17 protein-coding genes and 1 riboswitch are annotated in these 19,051 nt (G+C 56.8%); of the genes, 9 read left to right on the forward strand and 8 right to left on the reverse strand.

Features of this window, described 5'->3' with window-relative positions:
- Nucleotides 1-21 precede the first annotated feature (21 nt).
- From yqiA to nudF, 4 genes are read right to left on the reverse strand one after another with little or no spacing between them, the layout of a single operon-like run.
- Nucleotides 22-603 carry an esterase YqiA gene (gene yqiA / locus INF58_RS03660; protein WP_023306967.1) on the reverse strand — a complete coding sequence of 194 codons (582 nt, stop codon included), beginning with the start codon at nucleotides 601-603 and terminating at the stop codon, nucleotides 22-24.
- Nucleotides 603-1,430, reverse strand: a complete 828-nt coding sequence (cpdA, locus tag INF58_RS03665; protein ID WP_063867725.1) for a 3',5'-cyclic-AMP phosphodiesterase — start codon at nucleotides 1,428-1,430, stop codon at nucleotides 603-605. The genes yqiA and cpdA overlap by 1 nt, the downstream gene beginning before the upstream one ends.
- A gap of 27 nt (nucleotides 1,431-1,457) precedes the next feature.
- Nucleotides 1,458-1,880 carry a DUF1249 family protein gene (locus INF58_RS03670; protein ID WP_063451153.1) on the reverse strand — a complete coding sequence of 141 codons (423 nt, stop codon included), beginning with the start codon at nucleotides 1,878-1,880 and terminating at the stop codon, nucleotides 1,458-1,460.
- Entirely contained in the window at nucleotides 1,877-2,509 is a 633-nt protein-coding gene (nudF, locus tag INF58_RS03675; RefSeq protein WP_102751121.1) for an ADP-ribose diphosphatase, read from the reverse strand. Before nudF ends, INF58_RS03670 begins: the two co-directional genes overlap by 4 nt.
- A 203-nt stretch (nucleotides 2,510-2,712) precedes the next feature.
- Here nudF and tolC point away from each other — a divergent pair, with 203 nt between their 5' ends.
- The 3 genes from tolC (at nucleotide 2,713) to INF58_RS03690 (ending at nucleotide 6,214) form a co-directional block, all read left to right on the forward strand.
- On the forward strand, nucleotides 2,713-4,191 hold the full coding sequence (gene tolC / locus INF58_RS03680; RefSeq protein ID WP_063867721.1) for an outer membrane channel protein TolC: 1,479 nt from the start codon (nucleotides 2,713-2,715) through the stop codon (nucleotides 4,189-4,191).
- Between the two features lie 194 nt (nucleotides 4,192-4,385).
- Nucleotides 4,386-5,051, forward strand: a complete 666-nt coding sequence (locus INF58_RS03685) for a DUF1190 family protein (protein WP_063867719.1) — start codon at nucleotides 4,386-4,388, stop codon at nucleotides 5,049-5,051.
- 2 nt (nucleotides 5,052-5,053) lie between these two features.
- Entirely contained in the window at nucleotides 5,054-6,214 is a 1,161-nt protein-coding gene (locus INF58_RS03690; protein WP_107533828.1) for a glutathionylspermidine synthase family protein, read from the forward strand.
- 82 nt (nucleotides 6,215-6,296) lie between these two features.
- Here INF58_RS03690 and ygiD read toward each other — a convergent pair whose 3' ends face one another.
- Complete coding sequence (ygiD, locus tag INF58_RS03695) at nucleotides 6,297-7,085, reverse strand: 4,5-DOPA dioxygenase extradiol (RefSeq protein WP_193527030.1); 789 nt, start codon at nucleotides 7,083-7,085, stop codon at nucleotides 6,297-6,299.
- A gap of 130 nt (nucleotides 7,086-7,215) precedes the next feature.
- Here ygiD and zupT point away from each other — a divergent pair, with 130 nt between their 5' ends.
- The 5 genes from zupT (at nucleotide 7,216) to INF58_RS03720 (ending at nucleotide 13,219) form a co-directional block, all read left to right on the forward strand.
- Entirely contained in the window at nucleotides 7,216-7,989 is a 774-nt protein-coding gene (gene zupT / locus INF58_RS03700; protein ID WP_063867714.1) for a zinc transporter ZupT, read from the forward strand.
- A gap of 333 nt (nucleotides 7,990-8,322) precedes the next feature.
- On the forward strand, nucleotides 8,323-8,883 hold the full coding sequence (locus tag INF58_RS03705) for a fimbrial protein (RefSeq protein ID WP_193527032.1): 561 nt from the start codon (nucleotides 8,323-8,325) through the stop codon (nucleotides 8,881-8,883).
- A gap of 75 nt (nucleotides 8,884-8,958) precedes the next feature.
- Nucleotides 8,959-11,406: a fimbria/pilus outer membrane usher protein gene (locus INF58_RS03710; protein WP_193527033.1), complete on the forward strand. Its 2,448-nt coding sequence runs from the start codon at nucleotides 8,959-8,961 to the stop codon at nucleotides 11,404-11,406.
- 9 nt (nucleotides 11,407-11,415) lie between these two features.
- Entirely contained in the window at nucleotides 11,416-12,177 is a 762-nt protein-coding gene (locus INF58_RS03715) for a molecular chaperone (protein WP_193527101.1), read from the forward strand.
- Nucleotides 12,161-13,219: a type 1 fimbrial protein gene (locus INF58_RS03720; RefSeq protein ID WP_131636410.1), complete on the forward strand. Its 1,059-nt coding sequence runs from the start codon at nucleotides 12,161-12,163 to the stop codon at nucleotides 13,217-13,219. The genes INF58_RS03715 and INF58_RS03720 overlap by 17 nt, the downstream gene beginning before the upstream one ends.
- A 44-nt stretch (nucleotides 13,220-13,263) precedes the next feature.
- Here INF58_RS03720 and ribB read toward each other — a convergent pair whose 3' ends face one another.
- Nucleotides 13,264-13,917 (reverse strand): 3,4-dihydroxy-2-butanone-4-phosphate synthase, encoded by a 654-nt coding sequence (gene ribB / locus INF58_RS03725; RefSeq protein WP_063451142.1) that lies wholly within the window; start codon nucleotides 13,915-13,917, stop codon nucleotides 13,264-13,266.
- Nucleotides 13,918-14,022: 105 nt separating this feature from the next.
- A riboswitch (FMN riboswitch) is annotated at nucleotides 14,023-14,173 on the reverse strand.
- 120 nt (nucleotides 14,174-14,293) lie between these two features.
- Between ribB and ubiK the strand changes: the two genes are divergently transcribed.
- Nucleotides 14,294-14,590: a ubiquinone biosynthesis accessory factor UbiK gene (ubiK, locus tag INF58_RS03730; protein WP_063451141.1), complete on the forward strand. Its 297-nt coding sequence runs from the start codon at nucleotides 14,294-14,296 to the stop codon at nucleotides 14,588-14,590.
- A gap of 115 nt (nucleotides 14,591-14,705) precedes the next feature.
- Here the strand turns inward: ubiK and hldE are convergent, their stop codons facing one another.
- Both hldE and glnE read right to left on the reverse strand, forming a co-directional pair.
- On the reverse strand, nucleotides 14,706-16,136 hold the full coding sequence (hldE, locus tag INF58_RS03735; protein WP_063867704.1) for a bifunctional D-glycero-beta-D-manno-heptose-7-phosphate kinase/D-glycero-beta-D-manno-heptose 1-phosphate adenylyltransferase HldE: 1,431 nt from the start codon (nucleotides 16,134-16,136) through the stop codon (nucleotides 14,706-14,708).
- Nucleotides 16,137-16,176: 40 nt separating this feature from the next.
- The gene (gene glnE, locus INF58_RS03740; protein WP_193527034.1) at nucleotides 16,177-19,032 is read right to left on the reverse strand and encodes a bifunctional [glutamate--ammonia ligase]-adenylyl-L-tyrosine phosphorylase/[glutamate--ammonia-ligase] adenylyltransferase; all 2,856 of its coding nucleotides are present in this window, start codon (nucleotides 19,030-19,032) and stop codon (nucleotides 16,177-16,179) included.
- Between the last annotated feature and the right edge of the window lie 19 nt (nucleotides 19,033-19,051).

Consider the following 19,051-nt stretch of genomic DNA (forward strand, 5'->3'; position numbering starts at 1 on the left):
ACTAGCAATTCGCATTGATTGTCAGTGGCTGTGCAGTCCAAGAAAATCGACAATCTGGGTGAAATGATCTTCAAAGCCCGTGAAAGCATGGTTTCCGCCCTCCTCTACAGTCTGGCGGCAGGATGCGTAATACGCCACTGCCTGGCGGTAATCCAGCACTTCATCTCCCGTCTGTTGCAGCAGCCAGATAAGATCGGGCGCTTCAAGCGGGTCGACCTGCATAACTTTGAGATCGTAAATATGGCGTGACTCTAGCACATATTGTTGGCCGGTGTAGGGGTTCTCGTTTTCACCGAGAAAGTCCCTTAACAGCTCAAATGGCCGGACCGCCGGGTTGACGACGACAGCGGGCAACATAAAGCACTGCGACAGCCAGGTGGCGTAGTAGCCGCCGAGCGACGACCCGACAACGCCAAACGATTCGCCGCCGTGTTCAAGCACAATCGATTCCAGCATCTCTGCCGCATCCGCCGGATAGGGGGGCAGCTGCGGAATAATCATCTCCACGTGCGGATGATGTTCGCTCAGCCACTGGCGAAACTGCGTCGCCTTTGCGGAACGCGGTGAACTGTTGAACCCATGGAGGTAAAGGAGCGTTGACATCAGTAGCCTTCTGAAGCGGTATCCGGGCGGAATTCAGCCCCGGCCAGACGGCAAACTTCGGTGGTCAGCGTGCCGTCGGCATGCAGTTCCAGCCAGCGCCAGCCCGGCGCGATGGTATCCAGCGTGAAGTTGGCGCAATGCGGCTTAAACTGCACGCAGGTGGATGGCGTCGCGAGCAGGCGGCGACCGTTCCAGTCGAGATCCTGCTCCTGGTGAATATGCCCGCACAGCAAATGCTTCACGCGCGGGAATTTCGCCAGCACGCTGTCCAGCGCCGCTGAATTGCGCAAGCTGTGCTGATCGAGCCAGCTACAGCCTGCCGGCAGCGGATGATGATGCAGTAGCAGCAGCGTATTGCGATCCGGCTCGGCGGCCAGTTTTGTCTCCAGCCAGTCAAGCTGATAGTCGCTCAACTCACCGTGCGGAACGCCAAACACCTGGCTGTCGAGGAGCAGAATTTGCCACTGGTCCCCCACAAAGACACATTTTGCCGGTGAAATCCCCGCGTCCTGAAGCGAACTGTACATGGCGGGCTGAAAATCGTGGTTGCCGGGTAGCCAGACGCAAGGCACGCTAAAGCTCGCAATCCCTTCAGCGAAATGCTGATAGGCTGCGGAGGATTGATCCTGCGCCAGATCGCCCGTCGCGACGATCAGATCGCATGGCCGGTTTTCAGCATGAATTGCGCTAAGCACCGCCTGATAACTCTCCCAGGTGTTCACGCCCAGCAGCGTCTCATGCTTTTCGGCAAAAAGGTGGGTGTCGGTGATTTGTAATATCCTGACTGGCGCCCCACCAGCAACAGTCAGGTTCAACAGGCTTTCCAAATGGTGTCCTTAGGTAGGTTTATGACGCTAACAAACCGGAATCGCCATTGCTCCATGTGCTAAACAATATCTTAGCCAGTCGGCTAAAAACTGGTTAATTTGATGCTTTTCGTCGCGTTGATGCAACTTTTTATTCGGGTAATCATACCGCGCTTTGAAGCGAAAGATCTGCTGGCTTGAACACACTTCAGCGACCATCGCATCGTGATAAAGACGTACCGTCATCGACGGCAGGCTCCAGTAGCTGATTTTCGGCGCCGTTTGCTCAATTTCCACCAGCGTAGTGTAGCGCGTTGATTCTGTTATCGTTAACCGATACTGGGCGTTGCTCACCTGATAGCTCACCGTTTCGCCGGGTGCGTCGTTTCGCGGCAGCAGGCGGCGCAGCTGTGCAAAATTGGTTTCGCACAGGCGCATCATTTCTGGGAAGTCAGGCGTATAGCGCTTCATTTTTTCCACTCGTTTCGTAAACTCTGATAGTGCAGTTGCAGCCATTGCAGGGCAATGACAGACGCTGCGTTGTCGATTTTCCCCTCTTCTACCCATTGGTAAGCCTGCTCCCGACTCACCACATGAACCCGAATATCTTCGTTTTCATCTGCCAGACCGTGGATCCCTTCCGCCGTCGTGGCGTCCACTTCGCCCACCATAATAGATGAACGTTCCGTTGTGCCGCCCGGGCTTGCCAGGTAGCTCAACACCGGTTTCGTCCGCCCCACCACCAGGCCCGCTTCTTCCAGCGCCTCGCGGCGAGCGACGTCCTCGACCGACTCACCTTCTTCAATCATCCCGGCCACCATTTCCAGCAGCCACGGGGTTTCGCTGGTATCATAAGCCGCAATGCGAACCTGCTCGACCAGCACAACTTCATCACGCACTGGGTCAAAGGGTAGCAACACAGCCGCATGCCCGCGCTCAAAAATTTCGCGTTTGATCTCACCGCTCATTTCACCGTTAAACAGACGATGCCTGAAACGGTAAAGTTCCATTGAAAAAAAACCGCTATAAAGCGTTTCTCGTGCAATAATTTCTACATCGTTTTTGGCGAAGGTGACAGGCACGTTTTCTGGTTTTTGCATCGGTCAAGTCCTGGTAGCAATGGTGATGAAATTGTGAATTTCAAGGCTGTTTGGCTGCCGTTTGTATGGCTATATGGTAGATTGGAGCAAATTACCGCCAGATGGCACGTTACGCCAACCTTTTGGTGTGGATGATTCTGTTAGAATCGGCAATTATTTTTAATTAGATCAGCGCTAATACTGCTTCACAACAAGGAATGCAAATGAAGAAATTGCTCCCCATCCTTATCGGCCTGAGCCTGACGGGCTTCAGTGCAATGAGCCAGGCAGAGAACCTGTTACAGGTCTACCAGCAGGCACGTCTGGGCAACCCTGATTTACGTAAATCAGCGGCCGATCGTGATGCTGCGTTTGAAAAGATTAACGAAGCACGTAGCCCACTGCTGCCGCAGTTAGGCTTAGGTGCAGATTATACCTACACTAACGGTTTTCGCGATAACAACGGCATCGACTCGAATGCCACCAGCGCCTCTTTACAGCTTACACAGACTCTGTTCGATATGTCCAAATGGCGTGAACTGAGTTTGCAGGAAAAGAGTGCGGGCATTCAGGATGTCACCTATCAGACCGATCAGCAAACGCTGATCCTGAATACCGCGACCGCGTATTTCCAGGTATTGAGCGCGATTGACGCCCTCTCCTACACCGAAGCGCAGAAACAGGCGATTTACCGTCAGTTAGATCAGACTACCCAGCGTTTCAACGTGGGTCTGGTTGCGATCACTGACGTGCAGAACGCCCGTTCACAGTACGATACCGTACTGGCTAACGAAGTGACCGCACGTAACAACCTCGACAACGCGCTGGAAGCTCTGCGCCAGGTCACCGGTAATTACTATCCTGAGCTGGCCTCTCTGAACGTGGACAGCTTCAAGACGGACAAACCGCAGGCGGTTAACGCCCTGCTGAAAGAAGCGGAAAACCGCAACCTGACCCTGTTGCAGGCACGCCTGAGCCAGGATCTGGCACGCGAGCAGATCCGCCTTGCACAGGACGGCCACCTGCCAACCCTGAGCCTGAGCGCCTCGACCGGCGTATCGGATACCAGCTACAGCGGCTCTAAAACGACGTCTCAGGCCTATGACGACAATAACATTGGTCAGAACAAAGTGGGCCTGAGCTTCTCCCTGCCGCTGTACCAGGGCGGGATGGTTAACTCCCAGGTTAAACAGGCGCAGTACAACTTTGTTGGCGCAAGCGAGCAGCTGGAAAGCGCGCACCGCAACGTGGTGCAAACCGTGCGTTCTTCCTTTAACAACGTGAACGCGTCTATCAGCAGCATCAACGCCTACAAACAGGCCGTTGTCTCTGCGCAAAGCTCTCTGGACGCGATGGAAGCGGGCTACTCCGTCGGTACGCGTACCATCGTTGACGTGTTAGACGCAACGACCACGCTGTATAACGCTAAGCAGCAGCTCTCCAGCGCACGTTACCAGTACCTGATTAACCAGCTGAACATCAAGCAGGCTCTGGGTACGCTGAACGAGCAGGATCTGCAAATGCTGAACAGCACGCTGGGTAAACCGGTTTCCACGTCGCCTGACAGCGTCGCGCCGGAAAATCCAGAGCAGGATGCCGCGGTTGATAACTTCAACGCTAACGGCAGCATGCCAGCAGCGCAGCCTGCGGCCGCGCGTAGCACGGCACCTGCAAGCAGCGGTTCTAACCCGTTCCGTAACTAAGCATTGCCCGATGGCGCTTCGCTTATCGGGCCTACTGAATCGTAGGCCGGGTAAGCGCAGCGCCACCCGGCGCAAAATCCCCCCCGAACGTAAGCCAACGTAAAGATCCCCTGCATTTCGCCCCTCTTCGCTTCATTTTCAACCACTCATCCTCTATCCTGAGCGTTATTACCACTGGGTCCCGGAAGACAAATATGAAACGGACAAAAACGATGAATCACGCGTCGTTCCGCAAAAGCTGGAACGCACGCCACCTGACACCTGTCGCGCTGGCGGTCACTGCCGTCTTTATGCTGGCAGGCTGTGAGCAGAGCGACGAAACGGTCTCGATGTACCAAAACGCCGACGACTGTTCGGCTGCCACCGGTAAAGCCGCCGAATGTACAACGGCCTATAACAACGCCCTGAAAGAAGCGGAACGTACCGCGCCGAAATATGCCTCACGCGAAGACTGTGTCGCTGAATTCGGTGAAGGCCAGTGCCAGCAGGCGCCGGCTCAGGCGGGTATGGCTCCGGAAAACCAGGCGCAGGCTCAGTCCAGCGGCAGCTTCTGGATGCCGCTGATGGCGGGTTATATGATGGGCCGTCTGATGAGCGGCGGTGCGGGCTATCAGCAGCAGCCGCTGTTTAGCTCCAAAAACCCGAACAGCCCGGCGTACGGTAAATACACCGATGCCACCGGCAAGGGTTACGGCGCAGCAACGCCGGGCCGTACGATGACCGTACCGAAAACCGCGATGGCACCAAAACCCGCAACCACCAGCACCATCACCCGTGGCGGCTTCGGTGAGTCTGTGGCGAAACAAACCACCATGCAGCGTAGTGCGGCCGGCTCTTCGACTCGCTCAATGGGCGGCTAATCATGGAACGAGTCAGTATTGTCGAGCGCCCGGACTGGCGCGAAAAAGCCACCGAATACGGTTTCAATTTTCACACCATGTACGGCGAGCCGTACTGGTGTGAAGACGCTTACTATAAGCTCACGCTCGCTCAGGTTGAAAAGCTTGAAGAGGTGACCGCTGAGCTGCACCAGATGTGCCTGAAGGTGGTCGAGAAAGTCATCGACAGCGATGCGCTGATGACCAAATTCCGCATTCCAAAGCACACCTGGAGCTTCATCCGTCAGTCCTGGAAAACAAATCAGCCTTCGCTTTACTCTCGCCTCGATCTGGCATGGGACGGCGTGGGTGAGCCGAAGCTGTTAGAAAACAACGCGGATACGCCAACCTCCCTGTACGAAGCCGCGTTCTTCCAGTGGATCTGGCTGGAAGATCAGGCGAATGCCGGAAACCTGCCGGAAGGCAGCGACCAGTTCAACAGCCTACAGGAAAAGCTGATTGAGCGTTTCGCCGAACTGCGTGAACAGCACGGTTTCAACCTGCTGCACCTCGCCTGCTGCCGCGATACCGAAGAAGATCGCGGTACGGTTCAGTATTTGCAGGACTGCGCAGCCGAAGCGGAAGTGGCGACGGAGTTCCTCTATATCGAAGATATCGGTTTAGGTGAAAAAGGTCAGTTTACGGACATGCAGGATCAGGTGATCAGCAACCTGTTCAAGCTCTATCCGTGGGAATACATGCTGCGCGAGATGTTCTCGACCAAACTGGAAGACGCCGGCGTGCGCTGGCTGGAACCGGCCTGGAAGAGCATTATCTCTAACAAAGCCCTGCTGCCGATGCTGTGGGAGATGTTCCCGAACCACCCGAACCTGCTGCCTGCGTACTTTGCCGAAGATGAGTTCCCACCGATGGAGAAATACGTCGTTAAGCCGATCTTCTCCCGCGAAGGCGCGAACGTCTCCATTATCGAAAACGGTAAAACGCTGGAAGCGGTTGAAGGGCCATACGGTGAAGAAGGGATGATCGTCCAGGAGTTTTATCAACTGCCGAAGTTTGGCGACAGCTATACGCTGATCGGCAGCTGGCTTATTAACGATCAACCTGCCGGGATTGGCATTCGCGAAGACCGCGCGCTGATTACGCAGGATCTGTCACGGTTCTATCCGCATATTTTTGTTGAATAAAACTTGCCCGGTGGCGCTACGCTTACCGGGCCTACGCTCGACATGCAGGCCGGGTAAGGCGAAGCCGCCACCCGGCATGTTTTTACCCCACCTGCACCGACAGCATACTCAAACTCCCCATCTCAATGCCGTCGACCGGGATGGTAATCTCCTCCTGACCATTCCACGTGCCTAACACATACAGCAGCGGCAGGAAGTGATCCGCCGTGGGGTTAGAGAGCGAACCGCCTTCGTGATCCAGATAGTTCACCAGCGGATGCTGTTCAACCGGCCTCTGCCAGGCGAGGTTGTCTTTCACATAGTCGTTAAAAGACGTCGCCCAGGGATACGGGGTATTCTCCCCGTGCCAGCGCGCCGTACGCAGGTTATGCACCACGTTACCGCTCGCGACCAGCATGATGCCTTCATCACGCAGGGTTGCCAGATTGCGGCCCATCTCCATATGCCAGGCCGCTGGTTTAGTGCTGTCGACGCTCAACTGCACCATCGGGATATCGGCCTCGGGATACATTTTAATCAGGACGCCCCAGGAGCCATGGTCAAAGCCCCAGGCTTCTTTATCCAGCGTCACCGGAACCGGTGCGAGCAGATCCACCAGCCGCTGCGCCAGCGCAGGGGAGCCGGGCGCAGGATAGTGCGTGTCATACAGGGCCTGCGGAAAGCCGCCAAAATCATGGATAGTTTTCGGCGCTTCCATGGCCGTTACGCCGGTACCACGGGTAAACCAGTGCGCAGACACCACCACAATCGCCTTCGGCCGCGGCAACGTCTCACCCAGGTGATGCCAGGTGCGGGTATAGACGTTATCTTCCAGAACGTTCATTGGGCTGCCATGGCCTAAAAACAGTGCTGGCATACGAGATGAAGACATGGTGATATCCTTACAGGAGGTGTCAATTTGATGGTTCTACATTACGCGCATTCAGGTGAAGATGAACGCAGATAACCGTGAAGATCATCATCAGGAAATTTGAATGTCAGATACAGCTTAAGGAGAGTGCATGTCAGTACCCTTGATTTTGACCGTACTTGCGGGTGCCGCGACCTTTATCGGCGCGTTCCTCGGCGTGCTCGGACAAAAACCGTCTAACCGCCTTCTGGCCTTTTCGCTGGGTTTCGCTGCCGGGATCATGCTGCTTATCTCGCTGATGGAGATGCTGCCCGCAGCCCTTCATACCGAGGGAATGTCGCCAGTGCTGGGCTACGGCATGTTCATCGTCGGCCTGCTGGGCTATTTTGCGCTCGACCGCATGCTGCCTCACGCGCACCCTCAGGATCTGATGCAAAAGCGCGCGGCTCCCCTTCCGGGCAACATCAAGCGCACGGCCATCCTGCTGACGCTCGGCATCAGCCTGCATAACTTTCCGGAAGGCGTTGCCACCTACGTCACGGCCAGCAGCAATCTGGAAATGGGGTTTGGCGTGGCGCTGGCGGTAGCCTTACACAATATTCCTGAAGGACTTGCCGTTGCCGGCCCGGTCTACGCGGCCACCGGTTCAAAACGGACTGCCGTGCTCTGGGCTGGGGTTTCCGGCCTGGCTGAAATTCTTGGCGGCGTGCTGGCGTGGCTGATCCTCGGCAGCCTCGTTTCGCCAGTGGTGATGGCTGCCATCATGGCGGCGGTGGCCGGGATCATGGTCGCGCTCTCTGTCGATGAGCTGATGCCGCTGGCGAAAGAGATCGACCCTAACAATAATCCCAGCTACGGCGTGCTGTGCGGCATGTCGGTGATGGGGCTCAGCCTGGTTCTGCTGCAAACGGCAGGTATAGGCTGACTCGGATGCCCTCATTGATGAGGGCAATTCCTTGATGCGCCCCGGCGCAGCCGTTGCATTTTACAATGTCTGCGACTCTGTATTTACAATTGGAAAATCAAGAATTTTTATGGATATTTTTAAGCGCAATATTTCCCACTTAAATTGCGCGTAAAAAGCCGCTGCTGCATGAAATATTAACCGGTTACAATAGTAATAAATTATATATTAACCTCCTCTAAAAATATCTTTAAGTCTCATTAATCGCAAACGCCTCCCTCAACCCGTTATACTTTGCGAGTATTCTGAAAATTAATATTCAGATTATGAATTCAATTGAAAAAGGATATTTTCATGTATATGGGTAAAAAAGTACTGTTAGCGGTTGCGATGGCTGCCATTGTTTCGGGTTCTGCTTTTGCTGAAGAACAGGGTTCAGGCAAAATCAAATTCAAAGGTGTGGTCATCGATGCGCCGTGCAGCATTGCACCAGACAGCGTTGATAAAGAAGTTGACCTGGGTGAAGTCACCACCGCCGTTATCAATGCCAACAAAAAATCAACGCCTGTTCCGGTCGATATTAATCTGGAAAACTGCCAGCTTGACGATCCGGCAGACGAGACCGACACGCCAATTACCAAAGTCGATGTCACCTTCACCAGCGCAGCAACGGACGCGACGGATACCAGCCTGATGAGCAACACCTATGCCAGCGGTGCTCAGAACGTGGGTGTGCGTTTGATGGATAACGCGGAGTCTAACATTACGCTGGGACAAGCTAACGAGATTGACCTGCTGCCAAGTTCAACCACGCAGACGCTGCATTTTAAAGCGCTTCTGGAAGTCGCGGCAGGTAAAACCGCGACAGCAGGCCAGGTGGAAGCTACCGCTAACTATGTCCTGATGTACAAATAAAAACGTTGCGTCACGGTATAAACCGACTGGCATTTTATGCCAGTCGGCACGAAATATTATTCTTCGAGTAACAGGATGATGACATATAAATTACAATGGTTACTCATCATTACGTCCCTGTTAATGACGAAAGTCGCCTCTGCCACCGAATTCAACATTAATGCCATCGATAAAGATCAGCGCGGCGGCGTTGATTTGTCGCTTTTTAAAGATCAAATATCCGTTATCCCGGGGCGTTATTTCGTCACGGTTTCAATTAATGATATTCCGCTGGCCAACGGCTGGCAGCTAAGCTGGCGGGAAATAAACGATGCGGTTCAGGTCTGTATTCCTCCCGAGCTGGCCGATACGTTTGCGTTGCAGGATAACGTTCGTCAGGCGTTACCGGTAAAAGAGGGATGCGTTGACTTCACCGCCAGGCCAGACATCAAATTCAACTTTGAGCAGGCCAGCCAGACGCTGAAAGTGACGATCCCCCAGGCATGGTTGCAGTATCGCGCAGCCGACTGGATGCCCCCGGCCACCTGGGATAACGGCGTACCGGGCGTGCTGCTGGATTACAATCTTTTCGCCAGCCATTATCAGCCCGATAGCGGCAGCAGCAATGACAACGCCAACACCTACGGCACCGCCGGTGCGAACATGGGGGCGTGGCGGCTGCGCAGTGATTTCCAGTACACGCAAAGCCATACCGAAGCGGGCTCGGAGCACGACGGCCGTTTTTCTCGCGTCTATATGTTCCGCCCCCTGCCCTCGCTCGGCGCAAAGCTGACGCTCGGGGAAACGGATTTCCAGTCCGCGATTTTCGACGCCTTCACCTACACCGGCGCCTCGCTGATCAGCGACGAGCGCATGCTGCCGTGGTCGTTGCGCGGCTATGCCCCGCAAATTACCGGCATTGCCCAGACCAACGCTACGGTGACCGTTAGCCTTGCCGACCGCGTGATTTACCAGAGTAAAGTGCCGCCCGGCCCCTTTGTTATTCAGGATCTAAACCAGTCGGTTCAGGGTACGCTGGACGTTAAGGTGACGGAAGAGGACGGGCGCGTGAGTACCTTCCAGGTTTCTGCCGAATCTGTCCCCTTCTTAACGCGCAAGGGCCAGCTACGCTACAAGCTAGCGGCCGGGAAGGCGCGCAAGGACGCCTCTCACGACGTTGAAGATAACGGCTTCATGAGCGGCGAGTTTTCCTGGGGCGTACTGTCACAAACTTCCCTGTACGGCGGCACGCTGGCTGATGGCGACCATTATCGCTCCGTTGCCGCCGGGATAGGCCAGAACATGGCGTACCTCGGCGCGCTCTCGTTTGACGTTACGCAGTCCACCAGCCAGCTACCCGGCCAAAGCAGCCAGACAGGCTACAGCTACCGCGTTAACTACAGTAAGCGTTTCGATACGACTGGCAGCCAGCTCACGCTTGCCAGCTATCGCTACTCGGACCCGCAGTTTTTGAGCTACGCCCGTTATCTTGACTATGACGACAGTGACCGCCAGACCGAAAAACAGACGCTCAGCGTTACGGCAAGCCAGTATATTTCGGCATTATCGCTGAATCTGTATGTGAACATGCTGCGCCAGACCTGGTGGAACGACGCGCCTTCCACAACGGGCAGCGTCACGGCGGGCTACAACTTTGACGTGGGCCGCTGGAAAAACCTGGGCGTGAGCGTGTCCTGGAGTAAAACGCATTACGAAGATGAAGACGAGAACGACGACACCCAGTTTTACCTCTCGCTCAGCGTACCGCTCGATCCCGACCATCGCCTGAACTATGACCTGCGCAACAGCGACACGCTCAGCCATAACGTGTCGTGGTATGACACCTCGGACCGCAATAACACATGGGGCGTTTCCGCAGGTGCGGAAAGTGAAAAGCCGGACGCCGGCGCGCAGGTCAGCGGAAATTATCAGCATTATTCAACCTTTGGCGATCTGAACCTTTCCGGCAGCTATAAGGCTGATGAATACACATCCCTCAGCGCAAGCTGGAACGGATCGTTCACCTCAACGGCGAAAGGTGCCGCCCTGCACCGACGCAGCTACGGCAATGAACCGCGCGTGATGGTAAGCACCGACGGCGTGGGCAGTATCCCGCTGAACATGTCGCGGGATGAGACCAACCGCTTTGGCATTGGCGTTTTGCCGTCATTCTCCAGCTATACGCCCTCCAGCGTGCAGGTCAATATGAACAACCTCCCGGATGGCGTGGATGTGGACAACCGCGTCGTCACCTCCACCTGGACCGAGGGCGCCATTGGATACCGTCAGATTGCCACGCGGGCGGGTAAGGACATCGCGGGCATTTTACGAACGCCGTCAGGCACGCCGCCGCTGGGGGCGATCGTTCGACTTAAGGAGAGCGATTTGCAGGTTGGGATGGTCGCCGATGAAGGCCACGTCTGGCTGGGCGCGGTTGAGCCAGAACAACAGTTTCGGGTGACGTGGGGCGACAATCAGCAGTGTCGCTTCTCGCTACCTTCTCACTTAGAAAACAGTATGCAGCTGATACTGCCTTGTCAGTAAGAAATCATGATGAAATTAACCCCGCTTAAAAGTCTGTGCCTGATGCTCTTCAGCGCAGCATTTACCACTCACGCCGCCATTAACCTGGACCGCACGCGCATTGTCTTTCCCGAAAGCGATAAGGCCAGCAGCCTGAAAGTGGACAACCAGAGCAAGGCGCTGCCTTACCTGGCGCTTTCCTGGATTGAAGATGAAAAAGGGCGCAAAGAAGACGCGCACTTTATGGCGCTTCCGCCCATTCAGCGCATTGAGGCAGGCTCCTCATCCCAGGTGAGAATTGTGAAACAAGCCGCGACCGGTCAGCTGCCTAAAGACCGGGAGTCCCTGTTTTACTTCAACCTGCGCGAAGTGCCGCCTAAAAGCAGCAGCGCAAGCGAGGAGCGCAGCGTGATGCAGGTGGCGATGCAGAGCCGAATCAAACTGTTCTGGCGTCCAAAGGCGATCGCCAAAAAACCGGGGGAGATGACGGAAATGCGCATGGAAATTACCGCCAGCGCGAAAGGCCTGACGGTGCATAACCCGACGCCCTACTACATCACGCTGGCGTGGCTGAGCAAAAACGCCAAAACCATGCTGCCGGGCTTTGACAGCCTGATGATTGCGCCTTTTGCCACGGAAACCACCACCACCGGGGATTATCACGGCAGCTATTACAGCATCGGGTATATCGACGATTACGGCGCGCTCAGGAAAGTGGATGCGCAATGCGCGGGAACGGCTTACTGCAAGCTCACCGAACGGAAGGTCAGCCCTGATGCGAAAGCTCATTAACCTCATGCTGCTTCTGCTGGCCTTTTTACCGCTGAAAGAGGCGCTGGCGCTTAACTGCTATCTGGGCGGCTCGGGCGGGCCCGTCGAGGAGACAAAAACGATCTCGCCTTTTGCTATCCCCAGCAACGCGCAGGTTGGGCAAAAAATCTGGGAATCGAACGACATTAAGATTCCGGTGACGTGCGATCACAACGTCACCAGCGGGTTTGAGCCAGAAGATGTTTATGCCTGGGTCAACCCGTACCCCTCCGCAACCGATCCTTACTATGAGCTCGGCGTCACGTATGAAGGGATGGATTACGATGCGACAGGCCAGTCCAACGGCGTTGATACGCATCAGTGCCTGGATAACAATAACATCACGATCTACACCCCTTCACAGATACGCCAGATGGGCTGGGAAAACCGCATCTGCTCCGGTAACCCGGACGATATCCACACCTCGCGCACGTTTATCGCCCGCCTGCGTCTGTTCGTCAAAATCAAGGCCGTCCCGCCCCACGGCTACGTCAGCTCGCTGAGCGATTACATCGTGGTGCAGTTTGACGGCAAGGGCGGGGTGAACCAGATGGTTGACGCGAAGAACCTTAAGTACCACATCAACGGTCTGCAAAACATTACGGTACTGGACTGCGGGGCAACCTTCAGCATTTTCCCGGAAAATCAGGAAATTGATTTCGGCACCTTTAGCGCCCGCGACATTGTGAACCAGCAAACGCGCAAGCGGACCTTTTCGGTCAGAACCACGAAGGTTCAGGACGCCCAGTGCTCCGACGGTTTTAAGATGGATTCGTCGTTTTACACTACCGACACGCTCACCGCGGACGATACCGCGCTGCTGATTGGCAACGGCTTAAAGCTGCGTATTCTGAACGGGACGGAGCCCTATACGTTTAACCAGTATAAAGAGTATGCGGATTTTACGGGCAGCACGTTGCAGTATGAGCAAAACTATACCGCAGAGCTGTCACCGGTGGAGGGAAAAGCGATCCGGTCCGGGCCGTTTGAAACCGTGGTACTGTTCAAAATTAACTACCACTAGCAACAAAAAAGCCGGGTTTCCCCGGCTTTTTCACGTCAGCGCGTTCAGCTGGCCTTGCGCTCATGCGCCTGGCGGTACTCCACCAGATCGTCAATCGTCACCACCGGCATGTTGTGCAGACGAGCAAAGGTGATGCACTCCGGCGCGCGCGCCATGGTGCCGTCATCGTTGGTCAGCTCGCACAGGACGCCCGCAGGCTTGAAGCCAGCCAGCGTCACCAGATCGATGGTCGCTTCGGTATGACCACCACGGGTCAGCACACCGCCCGGCTGCGCGCGCAGCGGGAAGACGTGGCCAGGACGGTGCAGATCGGAAGGTTTCGCGCCATCGGCAATGGCTGCACGGACGGTAGTCAGGCGGTCAGCCGCCGACACGCCGGTGGTTACGCCATGCGCCGCTTCAATGGTCACGGTAAAACCGGTCCCGAAGGCGCTGGTGTTGTTTTCAACCATCATCGGCAGCTCAAGCTGCTGGCGGCGGTCTTCGGTAATACACAGGCATACGATGCCGCTGCCGTGACGAATGGTCAGCGCCATCTGCTCAACGGTCATGTTTTCGGCGGCGAAAATCATGTCGCCTTCGTTTTCACGATTTTCGTTGTCCAGCACCATCACGCCGCGGCCTTCGCGCAGTGCGTCCAGTGCATGTTCAACACGTTGAGTTGAAGTGCCAAAAGAGGAAAGTAGCGTCTGATTCATGGTAAAAAAACCTCATTAACTTTATGGTTACCAGAATCAGGGCAGTCTTAGGAGCGCCGTACAAGCGGCAAAAAAATAACGTGAGCGGGCCTCGCCCGACTTGATCGTTACTCTCTCCCATCCGGACTCTAACCGTCGGCCCCGGAATTACACCGGATCTGCTGACCTTTGAGAATTCACCCAAAGCGCTCGCGGGCTTTCAGCGCTAAGCTGATTTACCGCCGGTGGGGAATTTCGCCCCGCCCTGAGAATAAGCGAGATAACTATAACGCTATTGATTACCCTGGGCAATGCATAAGCTTCAAACAATTTTGTTTAACCCGCGGCATGACGCGCTACAATAGGCACTAACACCTTTTCATCAAGGGAAACGACAATGATTGACCCAAAGAAAATTGAGCAGATCGCGCGTCAGGTTCATGAGTCCATGCCGAAAGGCATTCGTGAGTTTGGTGATGACGTTGAGAAGAAAATCCGCCAGACGTTGCAGGCACAGTTGGTTCGCCTTGATTTAGTCAGCCGCGAAGAGTTTGATGTGCAGACTCAGGTTCTGCTGCGCACCCGCGAGAAGCTGGCGCTGCTGGAACAGCGTCTGAGCGATCTGGAAAACCGTAATGCGCCGGAAGAAGTGAAGCCGGCACCGGCTATTCCGCCGGTGGATGACCAGGAGTAAGTGCGGCCTGTTGTGCCCGGTGGCGGCTCTGCCTTACCGGGCCTGGATGATCGCGTAGGTCGGGTAAGGCGCAGCCGCCACCCGACATAAAAAAACGGGCCAATTGGCCCGTTTTTTACTGACTGTCTTTCTGAATCTTCCTGATGATGTTGGTGGTGGAACACCCGTCCTCAAAGTTGAGCACCATCACTTCACCGCCATTCGCCCAGACCTCTTCGCTACCCGCGATTTGCTCTGGCTTGTAATCGCCGCCCTTCACCAGCAGGTCAGGCAGGATCCCGGCAATCAGGCGCTGCGGGGTATCTTCTTCAAACGACACCACCCAGTCCACCGCTTCCAGCGCACCGAGCACGATCATGCGCTGCTCCAGCGGGTTCACCGGGCGCGTTTCGCCTTTCAGACGTTTGGTCGACGCATCGCTGTTGACCGCCACAATCAGGCGATCGCCCAGCTTGCGCGCGTTCGCCAGATACGAAACATGACCCGCGTGCAGGATGTCGAACACGCCGTTAGTCATCACCACTTTTTCACCGCGTTTACGCGCGGCCGCAACGGCCACCTTCAGCTCGTCTTCGGTCATGACGCCAAAGCCGGTATCCGCACGCCCGCGCACCGCGTTTTCCAGCTCGATTGGCGAAACGGTGGAGGTCCCGAGTTTACCGACAACCACGCCCGCCGCGGCGTTCGCGAAGTAGCACGCCTCTTCCAGGGAGTTACCCGCCGCCAGCGTTGCCGCCAGCACGCCGATCACCGTATCACCGGCACCGGTCACGTCGTACACTTCCTGCGCCTGGGTTGGCATATGCAGCGGTGCCTTGCCCGGTTGCAGCAGCGTCATGCCCTGTTCGGAACGGGTGACCAGCAGCGCAGACAGCTCGAAATCAGCGATGATTTTCATGCCGCGCTCAACCAGCTCTTCTTCCGTTTTGCACTTGCCCGCCACCGCTTCGAACTCAGAAAGGTTTGGCGTTAGCAGGGTTGCGCCGCGATAGCGCTCAAAATCGGTGCCTTTCGGGTCGATCAGCACCGGTACGCTGGCTTTACGCGCCAGCTGGATCATGGTCTGCACGCTCGCCAGCGCACCTTTGGCATAATCCGACAGCACCAGCGCGCCGATATTGCCCAGCGCCTGGCTGATGCGCTCGTGCAGCGGCTCAGGATCAACGCCTTCGAACCCTTCTTCAAAATCGAGGCGGATCAGCTGCTGGTTACGCGACAGCACGCGCAGCTTGGTGATGGTTGGGTGTGTCGGAACAGAAACGAAGTCGCACTTCACGTTCACGTCCGCCAGCGACTGACTCAGCGCACGCGCCGCATCGTCAATGCCGGTCAGGCCCACCAGACGCGAATGCGCGCCCAGCGAGGCGATGTTCATCGCCACGTTTGCCGCGCCGCCTGGACGCTCTTCAATGGTGTCGACCTTAACCACCGGCACCGGCGCTTCCGGAGAGATACGGCTGGTCGGCCCATACCAGTAGCGATCCAGCATCACATCACCGACAACCATAACTCCAGCACGTTCAAACTCTGGCAGTGTTACTTTCATTCCTGACTCCAGAAAGATTCACAATTTGCGCGCGATAATATCACACTTGTTTTGTTACGCACGGTTCCACCAGCCACTTCTGCCAGCTTGTGGTCACCTGCGCGCGTTCATCGCTGAAACAGTCCAGCGCCACATGGCCCGGCTGTTCTTGCAACGCCAGGTGGTGCAGCTCATCACGCAGCGTGGTGTAGGCGCGGGTTAAGGCCTGCGCCTCCTGCTCGTCCATGATGTCGTTCTGTGCCAGCAGTTCCAGAATGCGCACGTTATCGGACCAGCGGGTCAGCTTCGGCTTGTCGTGCGCGTGCAGCAGCACCAGATACTGGGTGATGAACTCAATATCGGTAATTCCGCCCTCGTCGGCTTTGATATCAAAGCGATCGCGATGTTTGTTGCCCAAATGCGCGCGCATTTTCTCACGCATTTCGCGCACTTCAGTTTGCAGGTTGCTGCCCTCACGCGGGGTCGTCATCACTGACTTGCGGATCGCATCGAACTGCGTTTTGAGCTGCGGATCGCCGTACACCACGCGGGCGCGCACCAGCGCCTGATGTTCCCACGTCCAGGCTTCGTTCTTCTGATAGTCAGCAAAAGCGTCCGTCGAGGTGACCAGCATGCCTGCCGCGCCGGACGGGCGCAGGCGCGCGTCCACCTCGTACAGAATGCCCGATGAAGTGCGGGTGCTGAACAGGTGCATGATGCGCTGGGCCAGGCGCAGGTAAAACTGCCGCCCGTCGATTTCACGTTCGCCGTCGGTCATCACGTCAACCGGGCAGTCGTGCAGGAAAATCAGATCCAGATCGGAGCTGTAGCCGAGCTCCCAGCCGCCCAGCTTGCCGTAACCCACCACCGCAAAACCACGGCCTTCGCGGTCGGCAAGGTGCGTCGGCTGGCCGTAGCGGGCCACCATCTGCACCCACGCCTGGTGGACTACCGCATCGATGATCGCCTCCGCCAGCCAGGTTAAGTGATCGCTCACTTTCATTACCGGCAGCGTACCGGCGATATCCGCCGCCGCCACGCGCAGCATCTGCGCCTGCTTAAACTGACGCAGCGCCTCCAGCTGCTGCTCTTCGTCCTCTTCCGGCACGCGCAGCAGATACTGGCGCAGCTCGTCGCGGTAGGCGTCCGTCGCCGTCGGCTGATAGAGCGTATTCGGATCGAGCAGCTCGTCCAGCAGCAACGGATAACGCGCCAGCTTGTTGGCGACCATCGGCGAGGCGGCGCAGAGGGAAATCAGGTGCTTCAGCGCGCCGGGAAACTCGCTCAGCAGTTCCAGGTAGGTGGTACGCGTGACGATCCCGCTCAGCAGCGGCATCATGCGCGACAGCGGCACCGGCGCATCCTCGCGGGAGCAGACGTCGCTCAGCAGATGCGGCATCAGATGATCCAGCACCTGCCGACCGCGCGGGCCAATGGCGCGCTTGTTCAGCTCAAGGCGAAAATCGGCAATCAACGCCACCACGCGATGGCGGGCGTCGTCGCTTAAGTGCGCCAGCACCGGCGTGGTGTCATCTTCCTGGAGCGCGTCCTGCCACAGTTCGCGCCAGTGCTCGGAGAGCGCATCGTCCTGCGTTTCACTTTCGTCGTCACCAATCAGATCGTTAAAGATGCGGCGCACGCCCGCCATATGGGCTTCCAGCCGTGCCGTCAGCGCTGCCCAGTCATCCACCCGCATGCCCCAGGCCAGACGCGCCCGGTTCAGCTCGTCGCCGGGCAACGTCTGGGTCTGTTCGTCGTTAATGCTTTGCAGCAGATTTTCCAGACGGCGCAGGAAGAGATAGGCCTCCCGCAGCGTTTGCGCGTCGCCTTCCGGCAGAAGATGCAGCCGATCGATTGCGCTCAGCGTCGGCAGCAGCGAGCGGGACTGCAACGAGGGCTCACGCCCGCCGCGAATCAGCTGGAAGACCTGCACGATAAATTCGATTTCACGTATACCGCCCGCGCCGAGCTTGATGTTGTCCTTCAGGCCGCGCCGGCGCACCTCACGGGCGATCATCCCTTTCATATTTCGCAGGGACTGGATCACGCTGAAGTCGATGTAGCGGCGGAACACGAACGGGCGCAGCATGGCGCGCAGCTCGTTGGCGTAGGCGTCTTCGCCGTCGCCCATGATCCGCGCTTTGACCATCGCGTAACGCTCCCAGTCGCGTCCCTGCTCCTGGTAATAATCCTCAAGCGCAGCAAAGCTCAGCACCAGCGGACCGCTGTCGCCAAACGGACGCAGGCGCATGTCCACGCGGTAGACAAAACCGTCCTGCGTGGGCTGATCCAGCGCCTTAATCAGCCGCTGGCCCAGACGGGTAAAGAACTGGGCGTTATCCAGCTCGCGACGACCGCCGCGCGTGGAGCCGTTCTCCGGCCAGGCAAAAATCAGGTCAATGTCAGAGGAGAAGTTCAGCTCGCAGCCGCCCAGCTTGCCCATCCCCAGAATCAACAGCGGCTGCGGAACCCCGTCTTCGCTGCACGGCGTGCCCCACTCCTTACAGCAGGCGGCGTAGAGCCAGTCCCGCGCGGCAACAATCAGCGTCTGCGCCAGCTCGCTCAGCTGCTGCAAGGTGCTCTCTTCGCTCACCAACGCCAGCGCCTGCGCCCAGGCAATGCGTACCATCACCCGGCGGCGGAACTGGCGCAGAACGCGCATCAGCGTGGCTTCATCCGCTACCCCTTCCAGCGCGGTTTGCAGCCAGCCAGCATAATGCCGCCACTCGTCAGCCTGCGGGGGCGCGCTTTCCAGCTCTACCAGCCAGTCCGGGTTGGCGCTGATGCTCTCCTGCACAAAATCACTGAACGTGAGCACGCTTTTCGCCTGCTCGCTTAACGATGACGCGGGTAACGACTCGGGCAGACGTTCGCAAACGGTCTGCCAGTGCTGCTGTAACTGCGAAGAAAGCGGCATATCAGGGGTTCCTTGCCAG

It is taken from the genome of Enterobacter cloacae complex sp. P24RS, assembly GCF_014982165.1.
Taxonomy (GTDB): Bacteria; Pseudomonadota; Gammaproteobacteria; order Enterobacterales; family Enterobacteriaceae; genus Enterobacter; species Enterobacter quasihormaechei.